This is a genomic window from Helicobacter sp. T3_23-1059, assembly GCF_053654515.1.
The window spans coordinates 66993-85812 of the sequence record NZ_JBSIUV010000007.1 but is presented as its reverse complement, the minus strand read 5'-3'; the positions used below and the strand labels follow the sequence as shown (position 1 = coordinate 85812).

Below are 18820 nucleotides of genomic sequence, written 5' to 3'. Positions count from 1 at the left end.
TATTTATAATCAATTCACAAATAAATATACGCAACTTAAAAACGCGCTTGCTTATTGCATAAATGCCGATAAAGCGACATTTCAAATCAAAGAATTTATCGATTTATTTTGGCGCGAAGCAGGACTAAAGCGTAGCATTGATAAAATCTATGAAATCATTACTTACGCGTTATTTGAAAGCATAACACAGGCATTAGAATTACAAATCAACATAGGCATAAATCCACAAAAACTCCCTTTGTTAGATGAGTTTGCTGATTTTGCAAAATCTGTCATTGGCATTAGTAGGGCAAATTTTAATATTACGCAAAAAGCGCGTTTTTATCGCGTAGGCGTTACAAATGCGGCAGATAGAGGGCTTGATATGTATGCAAATTTTGGCATAGCAGTGCAAATCAAACATTTAAGCCTTGAAACTGAAATGGCGCACAATATCACGCAAGGCGTGCGAAGCGATAAAGTTGTCATCGTTTGCAAAGACGCGCAAAAAGACATTATCGCCTCGATTTTATCACAAATAGGCTATGGTGTTAAAATCGCTAGCATTATCACGCAATCGCATTTGGTTGAATGGTATGAAAAGGCGTTGCGAGGAAAATATAAAGACTTGCTAGGTGATGAAGTGTTGCGTAATTTGCAAGTAGAGATAATGGAGGAATTTCCACCTACAAAGGATTTGCCTAGTATGCTGACAAGCAGGGGATATGAAGCATTGCCACAAGATGAGATTTTTAAAATTTAAAGGGAAGTAAAAAATAAAAATCACAGATAATGCGATTTTTGTCTGTGAGGCGGGCTTAGATAATTTAAAAACAAAAAGATAAAATTTTAGATTCTAATAACGCATACAAAGCAATCAAACTTCAAATACCATAAATATCCTAAAATAACACAGGCGAAGTATCCTTGCTAGCTTCATTTAGCACAAAAATTAGCCCCTCCGTGCTAATCCCTAGCACAAGGGCGAAATTAAATCGCTCTAGCTTTAGCATTTTTGGCAATTCATTTGATGAGTCATAGCATATCGCTTCTAGCTTTTCTCTGTCATTTTCGTCTTTTTGACTACTATCATTTAGATTCTCTTCACAAAGATAAAATCCTACTTTTGAATACCCCCCATATTCATCATTTTCATCGCTATTTTCATCGATTGGAGCAAAGATTTTCATCTCTTTTTCGCCTAAGATTCTAGGGACAAAAAACGCCAACTCGCCAAACTTTGCATTTTCTTTTAGATATTTTGCATAGCGCAAAAATATCTCTACGCTATGAGTTGGAATAGCGACTTTATTGCTTTTGCCAAGCGGGAGGATTTTTGCCTCTGGGGATAGCGCAATAGGCAGTAATCTCTCTAGTGGCGCAAAATCTCGCAACTCAAAAGATAGCTCATCGCCCTCTCTTAGACACAGCTCCACCACCGCTCCAAGCTCGGGGAGAAATACCGCAGGCAATGGAATCTGATACGCACTCACTTTGTGATAAAACTTGCTTTCAAAGATTTGATGAGGGGTGATAATATCAAGCGGAGAATGCTTAGGGTTTATGCAGGTGGTGTATTCCTCGATGCTTAAATCTGCTATGCCTTGTAATGAAGTGATGATTTTGCGAGGATTTTGCTTTACGATACCATCAAGTAGCTCTTGGATAGGAAGTCTTGCTTGCGTGGTGCTACTTAGGGGGCTATCTTTATTGGTAGCGTAGTGGCTATATCTGTTTGGTTCGCCTGCAAAATTACTTAAACAATCATCAAAAAACAACACTTCTTTTGCGCGGATTATCTCTTTTGCAATGCTGTATTGAATCTCGCTAAGCAAGATAATCTCTATTTTTTTGCCAACGAGCAAGTATCGCACTAAGCGGATAAGAGAATGCTGAATATTATCGACTTTTATCCACGCTACTTCGACATTTCGCATTTGTGCTTGACTATCAAACACCACGCCAAATGCCCCCTTTTCTAACGCCAAATCAATCTCATCTCTATCTAGCGCAAAAAACAGCACGCCCCTTTTGACATCTTCGATTTTTGTAGCAAACCCCTCAAAAGAGCCTATTGATGGCTCATTGATGAGTTGCCCGCAAATGATTTCACTCGCTTCAGATACTCTCACTAGCTTACCTTACTTCCATTTTTGCGTTTTTTGTCGATGCCTAGCAAAGACAAGCCGTTTTCATCTTTGCTAGCAAGTATCATTCCATAGCTTAGCTCGCCCATAAGTTTGGCTGGTTTTAGGTTTGCCACCACGCAAACTTGCCTGCCGATAAGCTCTTGTGCGTCATAAAACTGCGCGATACCTGATAGCACTACTCTAGGGCTAGATTCTCCTAAATCGATATTTAAGCGCAAAAGTTTGCTAGATTTTGGCACAGGAGTGCAAGATATAATCTCGCCTATTTTGATTTCTACTTTGGCAAAATCATCTATGCTAATTTGATTTTGGCTAATTTGATTTTGTAAATCTTGCAAGGTGGCTACTCCATCGATTTGTTGCCCTGCTAGATTTTGCGCTTTTTGAGCGTTGGTAGAATCATTTGTGCTAGATTTTGTATTTGATGTTGTTGCGTAGTTTTCATCGATTAGGAGTTTGTCGATTTTGCTAAAAAGTGGTGGCACTTTTTGCACGGATAAATCCCTAAACACCACATTTTCTTTCATCAATGCCTTAAAATTATTAGGCGAAATCTCCACGCTAAACGCACTTGCTATGCTTTGCATAGTTTTTGGCATTATGGGATAAAGAGCAAACGCAACTTTTAATAACAAGTTAGCAAGCAATGCTAAAAGCCCGTTTAATGCGTCTTTATCGCCGTTTTTGTGTAGATTCCACGGCTCATACTTCGCCACACTTGCATTAGCAAGGTGCAACACACGCCAAATATCCTCAATATAGCCTTTGATATTCATCTCTTCCATCTTAGATTCTAGCTCGGCAAAAATCGCGTTTGCTTCCTGCCATTCGCTCTTATACAGCGATTCAAAATCCTGTGATTTTATGCGCAAATCTGTGTATTTATCCGCGATTCCTATTAAGCGATTTAACAAATTGCCTAAATCATTACCAAGTTCGCTATTTATGCGCTTTAGCAATGCTTTTTGACTAAAATCCCCATCTTGCCCAAATGGTGCTTCTCTTAGCAAGTAAAATCGTAGATTTTCAATCCCATAAGCGCGGGCAAATTCGCTAGGATTTATGACATTTCCAAGTGATTTGCTCATCTTTGCCCCATCTCGTAGCCACCACCCGTGCGCATAGATATGAGAGGGCAGGGGTAGCCCCAAACTCATCAAAAACGCAGGCCAATACACCGCGTGAAATCGCAAAATATCTTTGCCAACGATATGCGTGGCGTCTTGCCAATACTCTTGCTTAGCCACATTAGAAGTTGCTACAAAATCTTGCTGATAAAAACCAAGCGCACTAATGTAATTAAACAGCGCGTCAAGCCATACATACGCTATGTGTTGCTTTTTGGGTATGGCAAGAGTGCTAGAATCTAGCCCATTTGGCACAGCGATTTTTGGCAGTTTGATTCCCCACTCAAAGCTAGTGCGCGAAATGGATAAATCTTTCAATCCTCCCTCTACAAAGGCTATGACTTCATTGCGCTTGTGAATGGGCAAAATAGAGCCTTTTTGATACCATTCTAATAGCCGTTTTTCATAACGAGATAGCGCGAAAAAATAGCTCTCCTCTTTGATTTTGGTTAGCGGTTTATCGCCCGGGCACTCTGGGCATTTGCCGTTTTCTACCCCCGTGTAGTAGCTCTCACAGCTGACACAATAATCCCCCTCATATTCCCCCAAATACACATCTTTGCTAGCACACATCGCTTCAAATACCTTTGCGACCGCGTGTTTATGATTTTCATCAGTGGTGCGTATAAAATAATCATACCCAATGCCTAGTTTATCCCACAAATCACGGAATTTAGAGCTTATCTCATCGGCATATTGTTTTGGTGTTTTATGTCTTGCTTTGGCCGATTGCTCGATTTTTTGCCCGTGCTCATCTGTGCCTGTCAGCAAAAAAACATCTTGCCCATTTAGCCATTTGTATTTTTTTAGCATATCAGCGATGATGGTGGAGTAGGTATGCCCGATATGTGGGACATCATTGACATAGTAGATAGGCGTAGTGATAAGAGATTTTTTGTTTGACATTTTTGTCCTTAGTTTTGTGATTATTTGTGGTTAGATTCTGTGGTTTTAGCCTAAAGCGTTTTGCATAAGATTTTAGCTAATTTTGGCGTTTTGTGCGTAAATGTCTTTTTGCAAAAATTTTGTTTTTTAGCTACATTTACGCGCTAGGCTAATGCCTTTTTGGCTATTTCTGTTGCTTTTTGCAAGGCGTCTTTTATTTTGGATTCTATCGCGTGAGAATCTACCCCCTCCATTTTCACTCCCGCTTGGGCGAAGTCATCTCTGCCCCCGCCATTGCCTCCCAAACTCTGTGCCACACTCTTTACCCACTCGCCCGCTTTGATGTTCGCATTTTTCACGCCCGCGACAAGCAAGATTTTGCCATCATTATATGAGGCGAGCAAAACTGCCACGCCATTTGCGCCGTGCTGATTTTTGGCATTATCCACCGCCTCTTTGAGCTCGGCTATGTCTGCGCCCTCGATACTTTGCACGATGAGTGTTATGCCATTTACTTGCTTAGCTTGCAAGGTTTTGGTGCTTAGATTTCCGCTTGCACCGCCATTTAAAGCCCCGCCCTTTTTTGCCATTTTCGCGCTTTGCTTGAGTTTGGCGATGGCTTCTATTATGTTGTTGCTTTTTAGCTCTAAGCGCGCTTGTTTGCCCTCATTGAGCGCGTTTTTAGCGTATTCATAGCCCGCACGCCCGCATACCGCTTCGATTCTGCGCACTCCGCTTGAGACACCACTCTCTTTGACAATGTAAAAACTGCCGATTTGCGCGGTGTTTGGCGTGTGGATTCCCCCGCATAGCTCGATAGACTCCCCAAAAGTGATGACGCGCACTTCCTCGCCATACTTCTCGCCAAAGAGCGCGCACGCGCCCTTTGCTTTCGCCTGTGCGATTGGCATTATCTCGCATTGTTGGGAATCCCCCTGCCAAATCCGCGCATTGACACAATCTTGGATTTGCTCGATTTGCTCGGCTGTGAGGGCGTTTGGGTGGGAGAAGTCAAAGCGCAAGCGCGTAGATTCTACCAGACTTCCTGCTTGGGCGATATGAGAGCCCAAAATCTCTCGTAACGCAAGGTGGAGCAAATGTGTCGCGCTGTGGTGCTTGGCGATTTCTGCACGCGCATTAGAATCCACATTTGCACAAATTGCCTCGCTTGCTTTGAGTTCGCTTTTGACTTGCACTTGACTAAGATTAAGCCCAAAAAACTTCTTTGTATCCACCACTTCTGCGAGAATCTCGCCACACCCACCGCTTTTTTTAGAATCCAAATGGGAAGCCCCCTCCCTTGCGGAGGGGGTTTGGGGGTGGGTTTTAGAAATATCAAAACTTTTATTGCTAGAGGATTTTACCCTCCCCCCTAGCCCCCCTCCGCAAGGGAGGGGGGGATTTAGTGTGCCTTTATCGCCTATGGGGCCGCCACTTTCAGGATAAAATGGCGTCCTATCAAGCATCACCCAGCCACTCTCGCCACTTTTGAGAGATTCTACGCGCTTAAAGCTAGAATCAAGCAACGCCAAAATCTTAGATTCTGCGCTCACGCTCTCATAGCCCACAAACGCATTTTCGCCAAATTCGCTTAAAAGCGCGTTAAAATCGCCATTTTTCACCTCATCGCCACTGCCTTTCCAGCTTTTCTTGGAGCGCGATTTTTGCTCGTTCATACATTTGTCAAACGCCACCAAATCCACTTCGATTCCGCTTTCACGGAGCATATCTTGCGTCAAATCAAGCGGGAATCCGTAAGTGTCATAAAGTTTGAATGCCACTTCCCCGCTAAAAATGTGCTTTATGCGCGTTGTCTTTTCGGTGCTTTTGCGGGAGTCTTCGCGCTTAGCTTCGGTCATTACCCCTTTGGTAACTCCCTCGCTTCGCGCTTGACAACCCACAAAATCCCTCGAAAATACTTCCGCTCGAGAATCTTGCTTGCTTGATTTTAAATCAGATTCTGATTTTTTGTCCTTTTTCGTGGTTTGCATAAGTTTTTGCAATTCCTCATTAAAGAGTTCCATTCCCGCTTCGATGGTCTCAAAAAACCGCGCTTCTTCGTTTTTGCATTGCTCCATTATCGCGCTTTTGCGCTCGAGCAAGTAGCCATAATGCGCGCCCATACTCTCGCACACTTCGCCCACCACTTCGTATAAAAAGGGCTTTTTAAGCCCCAGCAAGTAGCCGTGTCGCACTGCTCGGCGCAAGATTCTGCGAAGCACATAGCCTCGCCCCTCTTTGTCGAAATTTACCCCTTGCGCAAGCAAAAATGCCACGCTCCGTGAATGGTCAGCGATGACGCGAAAAGACGCTTGGGCTTTGAGCAATTCAGCTTTTTGCGATAAATCTGCAATGTTGTCATTTTGAGCGGAGCGAAAAATTTCTTTATTGTGCTTTGAGATACTTCGGGCTTGCGCTGAAGTATGACAATTTGATTCTTGCTTGGATACTTCGGCTAACGCCTGAGGAAGACAATGTGCGTTTTTCTTGTCATATTGAGGCTTTGAAAAAACCGAAATATCTCTATTGTTAGATTTTTGGGATACTTCGGCTACTGCCTCAGTATGACAAACCATTTTGTCATTGCGAGAATCCGCGCTAGCGGATTCGTGGCAATCCACCAAATCTCCGCCATTTTTACAATCCGCCACCTCATCATCGCGCACATATTTACGCCCTGTGAGATTTTCGATACACGCCATTAAGGGCGCGAAAAGCGAAGTGTCGTAATTATTGATTTTGCCCTCTTTGAGCGCATACACGCGCTCTAGCCCCATTCCCGTATCGATACTTGGGCGAGGTAGGGGGGTTCGCACGCCGTCTTTTTGCTCATACTGCATAAAGACAAGATTCCAAATCTCTAAAAATCTATCGCCCTCCCCACCGAAATAATCCTCGCTTCCGTTGAAATACCGCTCCCCTTGGTCGATGTAAATCTCACTGCAAGGTCCGCAAGGTCCTGTGTCGCCCATTTGCCAAAAATTATCTTTATCGCCCATTTTTTTGATTCGTTCTGGCGCGATATGCTCCTGCCATAGCTCGTAAGCCTCATCATCGCTTGTATGCACCGTTACATACAGCAGGCTTTTATCAAATTTTAAAACCTCCGTTACAAACTCCCACGCAAATGCAATCGCCTCGCGCTTGAAATAATCCCCAAAGCTAAAGTTACCCAGCATTTCAAAAAGCGTGTGGTGGCGGGCGGTGTAGCCGACATTTTCTAAGTCATTGTGCTTGCCACCTGCACGGATACATAGCTGTGAGCTAGTCGCACGCGGAGGCGTGGGCGTGGGAATCTTGCCCGTAAAAATGTCTTTAAACTGCACCATTCCCGCGTTTGTGAAAAGCAAACTGCTATCATCAGGCACTAAAGGCATAGAATCATAGATTGTATGCCCGCCTTGCGTGCTAGATTTTGCGCTGTTTGGGGCTAGCGCGCTAGAATCCGTGCTCGCGTGTATCGTGTCGCTAGATTGTGCGTTTGTCTCGTGTGCTTGAGATTTTGTGCCTAGTTTGCCTTGCTTGCTCGCAAAAAATTCCAAAAACAACGCCCGAATGTCCATTATGTCAGCTTTATCATTGATGCTATGTCGCATTAAAAACCTCGTTAAAAAATTGCACTAAATAATCAATAATCGTTCCATTATCCCTAAAATACGCATTTTGCTATGCAAAATCTACAAATCTTAATCAAAATTTTCACAAAATCTATAACAATCGCGCTAAAAAATCATTCCCCACCTTTGCGCTTTGTAGCACTACAAGGCTAGCTATCCCTGCGATTAGCCCTGCTAGAGCATCATCGCCTACTACGCCTAGCCCGCCTTTTGCTTCTTTATCGATTTTGCCAATGAGTGAGGGCTTGCATATATCAAATACGCGAAAAAGCACAAACGCACTTGCCACACCAAGAATGCTAATCTCAGCAAAACACGCGATAGATAGGGCTATCCACACGCCCACCACTTCATCGATGACTATCCAGCTTTCATCGTGGCAAAAGCCCTCTTTGTGCGCGTTTTGAGCCTCATAGAGATTTACTTGCTTTATGGCTAGCAGTCCCACAAAAATAGCTAGCAAAAAAAGCGTCTGCGAGGAAAAATATAAAATCGGCAATCCAAAAGCCACACCCGCTATGCTACCCATAGTCCCGCTAGCTTTTTTGCATTTACCCACCCAAAAAACGCTTAAAAACGCGATTTGGGCAAGATTTGTGGTGTTTGATTTTGCTGTTTGGTTTGTGTTTTTTTGTGCGGATTTGTTAGACTCATTTGCAAAATCCTTACTAAAATCCCCCCTAAAATCCTCCACAAAATCTGCGTTATTTTTTTGGCTAGAATCTAGCTTAAAATCTGCGTTATTTGCATTTGTTTTATCCTTACAATCGTTGTTAGATTTTGCGTTGCTAGATTTTGCTCTGATGGCATTATTTTGATGATTTGTTTGCATTATATTTCTTTGTAGATTTTACATAGCTTATGGATTTATAAATCCATCTTTTAGTCGCTTTTTGCCTAGCTCTACGGCGGGCTGGTCATAAGTATTTATGCCTAAAGCAACGCCAACAGCAGAGGTAAGCAACTCAAAATAAACTATCAAAGCCCCTACACTAGCTTCATTTAGCTCATCTAACACAATAGAATCTAGCGGAATCTCTCTATCCTCTAGCCCCTCTAGCGTTTCAAAAGTCGCCACCCTCTGCCTATCTAGCAATTCACTAAAATCTATGCCATTTGCAAAATCGCTAGATTCTATGGAGTGTAGGCTAAGGTTTGGGATTTTGGGCGGATTTGTGATTAGATTTTGACTTTTTAGCGCGTTTTTTGATAGGGACAAAAAAGTTACGCTTTTATCGGCTCTGCCCTCGATGATTAGCTGTAAAAATGAATGCTGATCAATACTGCCTATAAGTCCCACAGGGCTTAGCCCCACAGCTTTGCCCTGCGAATTTATCTTGCCTAAACTCTCCCCCCAAAGCTGCACAAACCACGCGTTAAACTCCCTAAAAATGCTTGAATACGAAAAAACCGTAGTGATAGGGTATGTCTCATAATGTTTAGCAAAAAAGCTAGCCTTTGTCAAAATATGCTCTTCTTTGCGTGCAAAAAACCCCTCCATAAACTCCCTAGCACCGCGCAAAATCTCGCTAATATCAAACCCTAGCAATGCCAAAGGAGTAAGCCCCACCGCGCTAAGCACGGAGAATCTACCTCCTACACTTGGATTGATTGTAAGGCATTCTACCCCCTCATTGCTCGCAAAATCTTGCAATGCCGAACCCTCATCAGTGATACAAAGCAAATGCTCTTTGTTTTGATAAGAATCTAGCAAGTCAAATCTAGCAATGACATATTTTAGCAAGCTAGCAGTCTCAATAGTGCTACCTGATTTGGAAATAACCATAAACAGCGTGGAATCTAGCGAAATATTTGACAAATCCTGCGGGATACTAAGCGCGTCTGTATGCTCTAAAAATATGATTTTGGGTGGATTTTTGCGCGAAGTTTTTAAATCTTGCTTGCTATCTTTGTAATCTTTTGCATAACGCAACAAATGATAAATCGCCTTTGTCCCAAGCGAGCTTCCGCCTATGCCGACTAAAACGATATTTTCTATGCTTGCTAGTAGCTCTTTTTTGCGCTTGCAAAATCTAGCTATATCCTCACACGCCCTATTTTCAAAAGGCAGGGCATAATACCCACTTACGCCATTTTCTCTCTCTTTTAAGATTTTGGCAAAAATCTCATTATTTGTCTTTGTGTCTGCGTGATTGTCATAAAAATTATGCGAAAAAACTAACATTTAGATTTCCTATTTTATTTGATTTTGTAGCGTTTAGAGGATTTGCAAAATCTAATGCTCCAACGCCCATAAAGTCATATCTACAAGCCTCCTTGAATACCCCATTTCATTATCATACCACGCAAGCACTTTGATAGATTTGCCAATGGCTAGCGTTTTGTCTGGAATGATGATTGCGCTATAAGGAGAGCCGATAAAATCGCTTGATACGCATTTGTCCTCATCTACAAATATGATGCCTTTCATACTAGAATCTTGCGCCTGCCTAAAAGCATTGTTTATTTCCTCTATGCTTGCTTCTTTGCTTAGATTTGCGCTCAAATCTACAAGGCTTACATCGGGGGTTGGCACGCGCACGGCAAATCCATTAAACTTGCCTTTTAACTGCGGGATAACAAGCCCAACTGCTTTTGCAGCACCTGAACTAGTGGGGATAATATTTAGCGCACAAGCACGCGCACGGCGAATGTCTTTGTGCTTTACATCTAGCACATTTTGGTCATTTGTATAGCTATGCACCGTTGTCATAAGGGCTGATTGTATGTCAAATCTTTCGTGCAAGATTTTAGCTATGGGTGCTAGGGCATTTGTCGTGCAGGAGGCATTTGAGATGACTTGCTCGCCTTTGTAGTCGTTATGATTTACGCCATAGACAAAGGTTGGGGCATTATCTGCGGGGGCAGAGATAATCACGCGCTTTATGTTGTCGCGCAAATGCACACTAGATTTTTCTAATGAGTTAAATTTGCCCGTGCATTCAATCACGCCACTTGCGCCAAAAGCTGAAAAATCTACATTTTTTGGCTCTCTATCGCTTAGGATTTTTACCTTTTTTGATTTGCCGATGGCTAAATGTGTCTCATCGACTTTGCTAGCCTCATAACCCCTATGCACAGAATCGTATTTTAGCAAGTGCAAAAGCGTGTCAATATCTGCGGTGGTATTTAGCGCGACTAGCTCTATGTCATCTCGTTGCCCGATGATTCTAGCGGCACAAAGCCCGATTCTGCCTGTGCCATTTATGGCGATTTTTTTCATAATCAATTCTCCTTAATATTATCTTGCTACGCGTTTTATATGAGTTTTACTTGCGTTTTTGCTTATTTGATTGCTTAGATTTTGCTTCCTCTAGTCGCTGTTCTTCTAGTTTTTCTTCTTGTGCTTTTAGCTTTTCTTGCTCTAGTTCTTCTTGATAGTCGTGCAAATACCGCTCCTTGCCCTTAAACTCAATAATCGTGCAATGCGGATAGACATCGATTTGATGATAGATATTGCTTACGCGCTTTAGTAGCTTCCCTGCGCTCTGTGGGATACAGTGCGGATTTTCAGCTAGTTTTTGGTGATCTTCATTATCGGGCGTTACAAACACTTGAGATTCTGGCACATCGCCCCAGCCATAGTGTTTCATCGCCATTCGCACCCAATACTTGCTATCGGTAATATCCACAAGCCGTTTCATTATGCGATTGTCTTTGGAGGAGTTTTCTACCACAGGGGAAGCAGTAACCCACCCTTTTATGCGATAGAGGTAGTTTTGGTAATCCGCTGCTTTTTTTGGCACAGAATTTACCAAATCATCTAAAAGCAGTGTAAAACGAAAATCTAAATATTTATTTTGGGCTGAAAGCGCGTTGCCATAGGAGTTGGCAAAAACAATCAGCGACCAAGAAAAAAAGCCAGCCACCACAGCAGATAACACAAAAAATGTCCTTTGAGCTGCGTTTCTTGTGATTAGATTTTCGCTATTTGCCCGTGCGATTTCCTCTCTCCTATGCGCCCAGCCTCTCCACGCGCTCACTACATACACGCTAATAGTCGCACTAAATACGCCTATACCGATAAACGCACGCGGACGGGTAAGTGGCTCTACAAGCACTAAATAAGTCCCATAAGAAAACACAATCCCAATAGCAAGCATACATATCGCTAGCAGGGCTGAGATGGCTTTATCTACCCTTGCTTGATATATGCTAGATAGCACAAAAAATCCCAAAACACCAAAAAAGCAGATTTTTATCCCGCTCCACCCAAAATCATTCCACAAATATCCCACATACATTATGATATTTTTGATAAATCCGTTTGGAAGTTCAGCTAAATGATACATTTCTGTGCTTGCTTGATCGTGAGCAAATGGGTGCATAATAAATAGCTTAAATACACCTAATGCAAGCAAGTAACAACACATTGACACGCACACAAAAATCAGTGTTTTTTTAAGCCCTGCGTTTGTTTGGTTTAGCATCAAAAATGCAAAAAATGATACTAAAATGATTTCTATCCCGCTACTTGCTTGATAAGTCATACACATACCAAGCGAGCAAAGAAAACTCACAGGAATATAGGCTTTGATATGGTGGATAAATACAAATGGTATCACGCTAAAAAGCACGGATAATGCCATATATGGAGAATCAAAGCGGAAAGATAGCTCCTCTAAAAAATACGGGGATAGCCCGATAGGCACAGAAGCGATAATCCCCATAACGGTTAGTCGCTTTTTGTTTGGGATTTCGCTAGATTCCCACAATCTATCTTCATTTTTCCATATAATCTCACGCACACTCCACACAAGAATCACCGATGCAAAGCTAAGAAACGCAATGGCTACAAGCTGTGTAAGGGGGGCAATATCACTAAGAGTAGTGCTCATGTGCATAGGAGTGGAGAGAAACCAGCTAATATAGCGCGAGAAATTATCCCATTCTTTATACCCGATAGCCGCACGACCTAAATCATCGATATAATACACATCAGCGCGGATAATACTCATAATGCCTAAAAGATAGAGGCTAAAGGCGATTAAAAAATATTTCCAAAATCCCTGCGTCTGAAAAAGGGCTAGGCTAGCGGTGCGAAACTCGCTAAAGATTTCAGCAAAGATCTTAAATGTAGGCTTTGGGATGGGCGATAGAGTTTTGGTAGATTTGTTAGAATTTTGTGAATCCATTTGTATCCTTTTTTGTGTTTTTGATTGTTTTTAATGCTTAAAAAAGCGCGCTTTTAGAGCCATTAGATTTTGGGGTGGAGTTTGCTTTATGCGGTTTATTATTGTCTCTCAAGCCTGCATTATCATCATTATCATCGTGGCGATTTTGCAAATGTCGGTTTTCAAGTATAAAATGGGGGCGAGATTTTACCTGCTCATAGATTCTAGCGATGTATTCGCCTATGACACCTAGTATGATAAGCTCAATCCCGCCGATAAAACTAATGATAACAATAAGGCTAGGGTAGCCAGCTACGGCATTGCCATAGATAATCGTATCAATAATGCGATATATCCCAAACACCACCGCAAACGCAGAGATGATAAACCCAAATACAAATGCTAATCGCAAAGGCATCGTGCTAAAGCTTACGATTCCTTCCACTGCGTATTTAAATAGCTTCCAAAAACTCCAGCTAGAGGATTCTTTAATATGCGGGATATACTCATACTCTAGCTTCTCGCGCTTGTATCCTACCCACGCAAACATTGCTTTGCAAAAGCGATGATATTCATTCATCTGCAAAAGTGAAGTGATGACTTCTTTATCCATTAGGCGAAAATCCCTCACGCCAGATTCGATTTTGACTTCGCTGATAAAGTTTGAAACCTTGTAAAACAGCTCGCTTAAAAAAGCGCGGATTTTGGACTCTCCTGCGCGAGTGGTGCGACAGGCGTAGATGACTTTTGTCTCTCGTTTAGATTCTAGCCAGATGCGCACCATATCAGTGATTAGTCTTGGTGGGTCTTGCAAATCCGCATCAAGCAATATCACGCCTTGCCCACGCGCTTTTTGAAGTCCTGCTAGTATGGCGGCTTCTTTGCCAAAATTGCGCGAGAAAGAATGGATATGGATTTGTCTTTTTTGACTTTCGTCTTTTTGGGTGGATTCTTGGGCTTTGATACTATCTAGCACTTGGAGTGTTTTATCCCTGCTTCCGTCATTTACAAAAATAATCTCATAGGGTAAAAATGCGCTTGCATTCGCATTTGCGCTACTAGAATCAGCACTAAAATCCTCCCTACCAAAATCTGCTTTAATAAAATCTGCAAAATCCCCGCTTAAAAGCGTTAGATTTTGCTCTAATAACGGGACAATGCCATTCATCACTTTTGTGATTTCTGCCATAAAAGGTGGCAGGGATATTTCTTCATTGTAGCAGGGGACTACTATGGATAGCCCTACGATTTGATTTTGGTTATTTTGGCTACTTGGGCTAGCTTTAGAGGATTGTTTGGCAGGGTTTTTTAAAGTATTTGATACATTGGTATTCATAGCAAACTCACATATATAAAATAGCTTCAAAAGCTTAAAATCGTAGAATTGTAATCCGTAGAAATAAACTAATATTAAATCCCTAATTTAGCGTTTCTAAAATCTCATCAATGATTTTTTGTGCGCCATTTTCTTTTGCTAGGGCGATAAGTGCGGTGGATATAGATTCTAGCTTTTTATTGTTTTTGGCAAAAAAATCAATATGCGTTAGAATCTGTTTTTCCATAGATTCTAGTTTTTGTGCGCTTTTTTCGCCCTTATCTTCTAGGACTACAAATCCTAGCTCTTTTGAAGTGAAAAATTCTGCATTATGGGCTTGATGATTGCTTGCGGCGTAAGGGTATGGGATATATATCATTGGCAAGCCTAACGCTGCATTTTCCCACACAGAGCTAGCCCCAGCCCTGCCTATGCAAATATCAGCCCTATTTAGTTTAGAGATAATATCTTTGCTAAAGCCAAAAATATCTATGTTGTTGCTAGAATCATTAGCCTGCAAATGTCCTTCTAAACGATAAGTTATGCCTAATTTTTTATAGGCTTCTTGTGTGGATTTTAGCTCATTTTGTCCGCATTGGTGGATAATGCTAAATCCTCTCTCTAAAAGCGTTTTTGATAATTTTATGGCTAGGGCGTTTATCGTGCGTGCGCCTTGAGAGCCACCGATAAAGGCGATGGTTTTGACTTCATCTCGTATGCGGGCATTTGCTCTTGCTTGGGTTTTGGTAGGGTATGCTATGTGATTTGCCCCAAATGAGCTAAATACGCATCTTGCAAATGGCGATAAAAGCGCGTTTAGCCTGCCTTTTATGGCGTTTTGTTCGTGGATAAAAAGAGGCTTGCCAAAGATTATCGCGCCAAAGCTAGCAGGCGCAGCACTAAAGCCACCTACGCTGATTACGGCTTTTATGTCGTGTTTTTTGAAAATGTGATAAATCTTTTTTAGGTTTTTTAGGTGAGAAAAAAGCGATAGGATTTTGCCTATACCGCGTTTATCAACCACGCCTGAAGTTTGCAAAAAATAAGTAGCTACAAATAGGGGGTTTTGCTGTTTTGTGCTATTTTTAGATTCTATGACATTTTTTGCGCTGTCATTAAAGGCAAATGCGTCTGCATTTGCGTGGCAAGTTATTTTTGCGACATTTGTGTCGGATTTTGTGCATTGTGCGTTATTTGTCATATTGAGCGTTAGCAAAATATCTCTGTTTTGGTGCAGTAAAAAACTTTCACTTCGTGTGCTTTGAGATACTTCGGTCGCTTGCGCCCCCTCAGTATGACAAGGTTTTGTTTGTGGATTGCTACGAAAATCCTGCCGATTTTCTCGCAATGACAGATTATCGCTAGTTTTTACCAACCCCCCTTGCCCCCCTCCGCAAGGGAGGGGGGAATTTGGATTGCCACGCGGATTTTGCAAATCCGTTTCCAATGACGATTCTGCATTAGATTCTAGGCTAGATTTTGGGCTAGATTCTAAGGTGGGTTTTTCCCTCCCCTTAAGCCCTCTTTCCGCAAGGGAGGGGGGACTTTTTTTATCATTTGTAGCCCTCTCCGCCACATTTTGACAATTTGGGAAGGGGGGATTATTATTTTCACTAAAATCAATATTGTTTTGACTAAAATCTATGCCACTTTCCCTTACAATTCTAGCATTTGCGGTGTGGCTGTGTAAGTTTTTTGGATTTTTTGGAATGTTAGCGGACTGCTCGTCCGTGCATTCCAAAAAATCCAAAATCTTACCACATTGCATACCCAAATACGAATTGCCATTGCTATCAAAACTACCAAACCATTGCCTATCTTGCCCATTAACAGAGCCCACATACACCACTTCTACCCCCCTCCTATTTAGCTCCTCGCCAAGTGCCAAAGCAATGGCTAAATGCCCTCCCGTGCCTCCACCTGTGATAAGCAATGCCAAATCTTATACCTTAATGATATTTTTCAATATTTGTGCGATATTTATGAGATGTGGCTTACGCGCCTTGTCGCATAAAAGATTTTAGGCTTTCTTTAAATCCAAAATCTGGATATTCTATCATTGATAGAGCGATTTGCCCTGCGGTTTTATTTGCTGTGTTAAACACAAGGGGAGCTAGAAAATTTACCATAGAATCCTCCACATTTCGCTGAAGCACGACAATGCAATACACCTCCAAACTAGAATCGTTTTTGATGTCTAGCAGGCTTTCTATATATTTTGGGATTACAAAGCTGTATTCACGCAAGGCATAGGGATTTACAAGCATCATTTCTATGTTGTGGGCGATTTGGTTTGTGCCATACTCATTGGCGATATTTTGGTTTGTAGCGATGATTTTAGAGAAATACTCATCGATTTTGACAAGATCAACACTTGTTATGTATTCAAATCCTAAAATAGGGGCTTTTATAGCATAGCGCATACAATCTCCTTAGTTTTTGTGTGTTTTTTGCGTATTTTTGGGGCTTTTTGTCGGGTTTTATGGTCTTGCATTTAGCAAGCGTAAAGCAAACTTTGTGCCTAATTTTGTTACCTAAATTTGCTTCAAACTTCTCTCAATAGAAAATCTACCAAACTATGCTATAATCAAGGCTTTTTTGATTTATGTCTTGCAAATTTGTATCTCTTAAGTTTATATCTTGCAAAGCCTAAATATGCAAAATCTAATAAGCCTAAAGGAAATTTGTGCTAAAAAAAGCGTTTCTAACCAATAGTAGCGGAATCCTATGTTCTCGTATTTTTGGATTTTTGCGGGATTTGAGTATGGCAAATATTTTGGGGGCTGGGATTTATAGTGATATATTTTTTGTAGCGTTTAAATTCCCAAATCTATTTCGCAGAATCTTTGGGGAGGGGGCTTTTACTCAGAGTTTTTTGCCAAATTTTATTGCTTCTAGCAAAAAAGGTGCATTTAGTGTGCTAACACTTAGTATTTTTAGCGGGATTTTGATTGTTTTAAGCCTTTTTGTTATGGTATTTAGCGGGGGGGTTACGCGGATTTTGGCACTTGGCTTTGATGATTCTTTGATAGAGATTGCAAAGCCTATTGTGACGATACATTTTTGGTATTTGCTATTAGTATTTTGGGTAACATTTTTTAGCGCGCTTTTGCAGTATAAAGGGCATTTTTGGGTAAGCGCGTATAACACAGCGTTATTAAATATTGCAATGATTGTGGCGTTGTTTGTCGCAAGGGGCAAAGATGAGCTAGAAATCGTGTATTTTGTAAGCTATGGAGTGATAATAGGAGGGGTAGCACAAGTGTTGTTGCATTTTTATCCGTTGTGGAGTCTTGGGTTTTGGAGGTTGTTTGTATGCGGGGTATTAGAACTAAAAAAAGCCTTTTTTAGCGTGGGCAATTCGTCTTTGGGTATGCAATGTGGTAAGATTTTGGATTTTTTGGAATGCACGGACACCAAGTCCGCTAACATTCCAAAAAATCCAAAAAACTTACACAGCCACACCGCAAATACTAGAATTGTAGGGGAAAATGGCATAGATTTTAGTCAAAACAATATTGATTTTAGTGAAAATAATAATCCCCCCTCCCCAAATTGTCAAAATGTGGCGGAGGGGGCTACAAATGATAAAAAAAATCCCCCCTCCCTTGCGGAGAGAGGGCTTAAGGGGAGGGTAAAATCCACCTTAGAATCTAGCCCAAAATCTAGCCTAGATTCCAATGCAAAATCGTCATTGCAAGCGAGCAATAACGAGGAGTGCGACAACCCAAAATCTTGTCATACTGAGGGTTTTACGCCCGAAGTATCCAAAAATGGATTGCCACGCGCAACAAGTTGCGCTCGCAATGACGCCAAAAAACAATCCCTAGCAAACAAAATCAAATCCGAGCTAAAAGCTTTTTTTACGCAATTCCTCCCTGCGATGCTAGGTAGCTCTACTGCCCAAATCGCCTCTTTTATTGATACGATTTTAGCCTCTTTTCTTGCTAGTGGCTCTATCTCTTATCTTTACTATGCAAACCGCATTTTTCAGCTCCCACTTGCTATTTTTGCCATAGCGATTTCTACCGCGCTTTTTCCTATGGTGGCAAAATCTATCAAAGCAGGGCAGGAAGCAAGCGCCCTAAAATCAATGAAAAAGTCGTTTTGGTTTTTGTGCTTTATGCTCCTTGCTTGCGCTATTGGCGGGGCAATGCTAAATCAACATATCATTTGGCTACTTTATGAGCACGGCAAATTTAGCAGGGCTGATACGATAGAGTGCGCGCTGGTGTTTGCGGGCTATATGGTGGGGCTTGTGCCTTTTGGGCTAGCGCGTATTTTTTCGCTGTATTTGTATGCGACTATGAGGCAGGCTCTTGCTGCAAAGATTTCAGCGATTTCACTTGGGATAGGTGTGGGATTTTCGCTTATTTTTATGCAGTTTTTAGGGGCGTTTGGGCTTGCTTTAGCGGGTAGTTTGAGTGGGTTTGTGCTTTTTTTGCTTACGATAAAAGCCTTTGGGTTTGCTAAGTTTTGGGGTATAATTGCAGATTCTAAACTTAGCGCGTTTTTGGTAGTATTTATCGGGCTTGAAGTGGCATTTTTATGGATATTTATATCATTTGTGCAGATTCCATAATGCCAAAATAGTTTTTTAGTTTATTTCTTAAAGGAAGCAACTACGATGCAA

At 41.6% G+C, this 18820-nt stretch carries 12 protein-coding genes and 2 pseudogenes; 3 read left to right on the top strand and 11 right to left on the bottom strand.

All coding sequences use genetic code 11. The annotated features are described in order from the left end of the window. A partial coding sequence (locus ACWIX0_RS03570) for a HaeII family restriction endonuclease (protein ID WP_454171999.1) occupies positions 1-742 on the top strand: 742 nt, incomplete at its 5' end. A gap of 139 nt (positions 743-881) precedes the next feature. On the opposite strand, the gene ACWIX0_RS03565 is transcribed toward ACWIX0_RS03570, so the two are convergent. The 11 genes and pseudogenes from ACWIX0_RS03565 to fliW form a co-directional block, all read right to left on the bottom strand. Continuing rightward, positions 882-2111, bottom strand: a complete 1230-nt coding sequence (locus ACWIX0_RS03565; protein ID WP_454171997.1) for a hypothetical protein — start codon at positions 2109-2111, stop codon at positions 882-884. Continuing rightward, on the bottom strand, positions 2111-4162 hold the full coding sequence (gene metG / locus ACWIX0_RS03560) for a methionine--tRNA ligase (protein WP_454171996.1): 2052 nt from the start codon (positions 4160-4162) through the stop codon (positions 2111-2113). The genes ACWIX0_RS03565 and metG overlap by 1 nt, the downstream gene beginning before the upstream one ends. 143 nt (positions 4163-4305) lie before the next feature. Continuing rightward, on the bottom strand, positions 4306-7737 hold the full coding sequence (alaS, locus tag ACWIX0_RS03555) for an alanine--tRNA ligase (RefSeq protein ID WP_454171994.1): 3432 nt from the start codon (positions 7735-7737) through the stop codon (positions 4306-4308). A gap of 112 nt (positions 7738-7849) precedes the next feature. Next, a complete protein-coding gene (locus tag ACWIX0_RS03550) occupies positions 7850-8341 on the bottom strand; it encodes a phosphatidylglycerophosphatase A family protein (protein WP_454172008.1) in 492 nt (163 codons plus the stop codon). A gap of 276 nt (positions 8342-8617) precedes the next feature. Then, positions 8618-9943: a glucose-6-phosphate isomerase gene (locus ACWIX0_RS03545; RefSeq protein WP_454171992.1), complete on the bottom strand. Its 1326-nt coding sequence runs from the start codon at positions 9941-9943 to the stop codon at positions 8618-8620. 51 nt (positions 9944-9994) lie between these two features. Continuing rightward, entirely contained in the window at positions 9995-10981 is a 987-nt protein-coding gene (gene gap / locus ACWIX0_RS03540; RefSeq protein ID WP_454171990.1) for a type I glyceraldehyde-3-phosphate dehydrogenase, read from the bottom strand. 46 nt (positions 10982-11027) lie between these two features. Then, entirely contained in the window at positions 11028-12893 is a 1866-nt protein-coding gene (locus ACWIX0_RS03535) for a glucosyltransferase domain-containing protein (RefSeq protein WP_454171989.1), read from the bottom strand. A gap of 37 nt (positions 12894-12930) precedes the next feature. Further along, positions 12931-14208, bottom strand: coding sequence for a glycosyltransferase family 2 protein (locus ACWIX0_RS03530; RefSeq protein ID WP_454171987.1), 1278 nt, complete (start codon positions 14206-14208; stop codon positions 12931-12933). Positions 14209-14290: 82 nt separating this feature from the next. Further along, entirely contained in the window at positions 14291-15955 is a 1665-nt protein-coding gene (locus ACWIX0_RS03525) for a UDP-N-acetylglucosamine--N-acetylmuramyl-(pentapeptide) pyrophosphoryl-undecaprenol N-acetylglucosamine transferase (RefSeq protein WP_454172007.1), read from the bottom strand. 24 nt (positions 15956-15979) lie between these two features. Next, positions 15980-16126, bottom strand: a pseudogene (locus tag ACWIX0_RS03520) (glycosyltransferase); the annotation flags it as partial. A gap of 55 nt (positions 16127-16181) precedes the next feature. Further along, positions 16182-16610: a flagellar assembly protein FliW gene (gene fliW, locus ACWIX0_RS03515; RefSeq protein ID WP_454171985.1), complete on the bottom strand. Its 429-nt coding sequence runs from the start codon at positions 16608-16610 to the stop codon at positions 16182-16184. 263 nt (positions 16611-16873) lie between these two features. Between fliW and ACWIX0_RS03510 the strand changes: the two are divergent. Further along, a pseudogene (locus ACWIX0_RS03510) lies at positions 16874-17524 on the top strand (lipid II flippase MurJ); the annotation flags it as partial. Positions 17525-17560: 36 nt separating this feature from the next. After that, entirely contained in the window at positions 17561-18769 is a 1209-nt protein-coding gene (locus ACWIX0_RS03505; protein ID WP_454172005.1) for a lipid II flippase MurJ, read from the top strand. Positions 18770-18820 lie beyond the last annotated feature (51 nt).

Excerpts from the sequence above, each read along its gene's own strand:
- metG (WP_454171996.1), bottom strand. The coding sequence starts at position 4,162 with ATGTCAAACAAAAAATCTCTTATCACTACGCCTATCTACTATGTCAAT.
- alaS (WP_454171994.1), bottom strand. The coding sequence starts at position 7,737 with ATGCGACATAGCATCAATGATAAAGCTGACATAATGGACATTCGGGCG.
- ACWIX0_RS03545 (WP_454171992.1), bottom strand. The coding sequence starts at position 9,943 with ATGTTAGTTTTTTCGCATAATTTTTATGACAATCACGCAGACACAAAG.
- gap (WP_454171990.1), bottom strand. The coding sequence starts at position 10,981 with ATGAAAAAAATCGCCATAAATGGCACAGGCAGAATCGGGCTTTGTGCC.
- ACWIX0_RS03535 (WP_454171989.1), bottom strand. The coding sequence starts at position 12,893 with ATGGATTCACAAAATTCTAACAAATCTACCAAAACTCTATCGCCCATC.
- ACWIX0_RS03530 (WP_454171987.1), bottom strand. The coding sequence starts at position 14,208 with ATGAATACCAATGTATCAAATACTTTAAAAAACCCTGCCAAACAATCC.
- ACWIX0_RS03525 (WP_454172007.1), bottom strand. The coding sequence starts at position 15,955 with ATGCAATGTGGTAAGATTTTGGATTTTTTGGAATGCACGGACGAGCAG.
- fliW (WP_454171985.1), bottom strand. The coding sequence starts at position 16,610 with ATGCGCTATGCTATAAAAGCCCCTATTTTAGGATTTGAATACATAACA.
- ACWIX0_RS03505 (WP_454172005.1), top strand. The coding sequence starts at position 17,561 with ATGCAATGTGGTAAGATTTTGGATTTTTTGGAATGCACGGACACCAAG.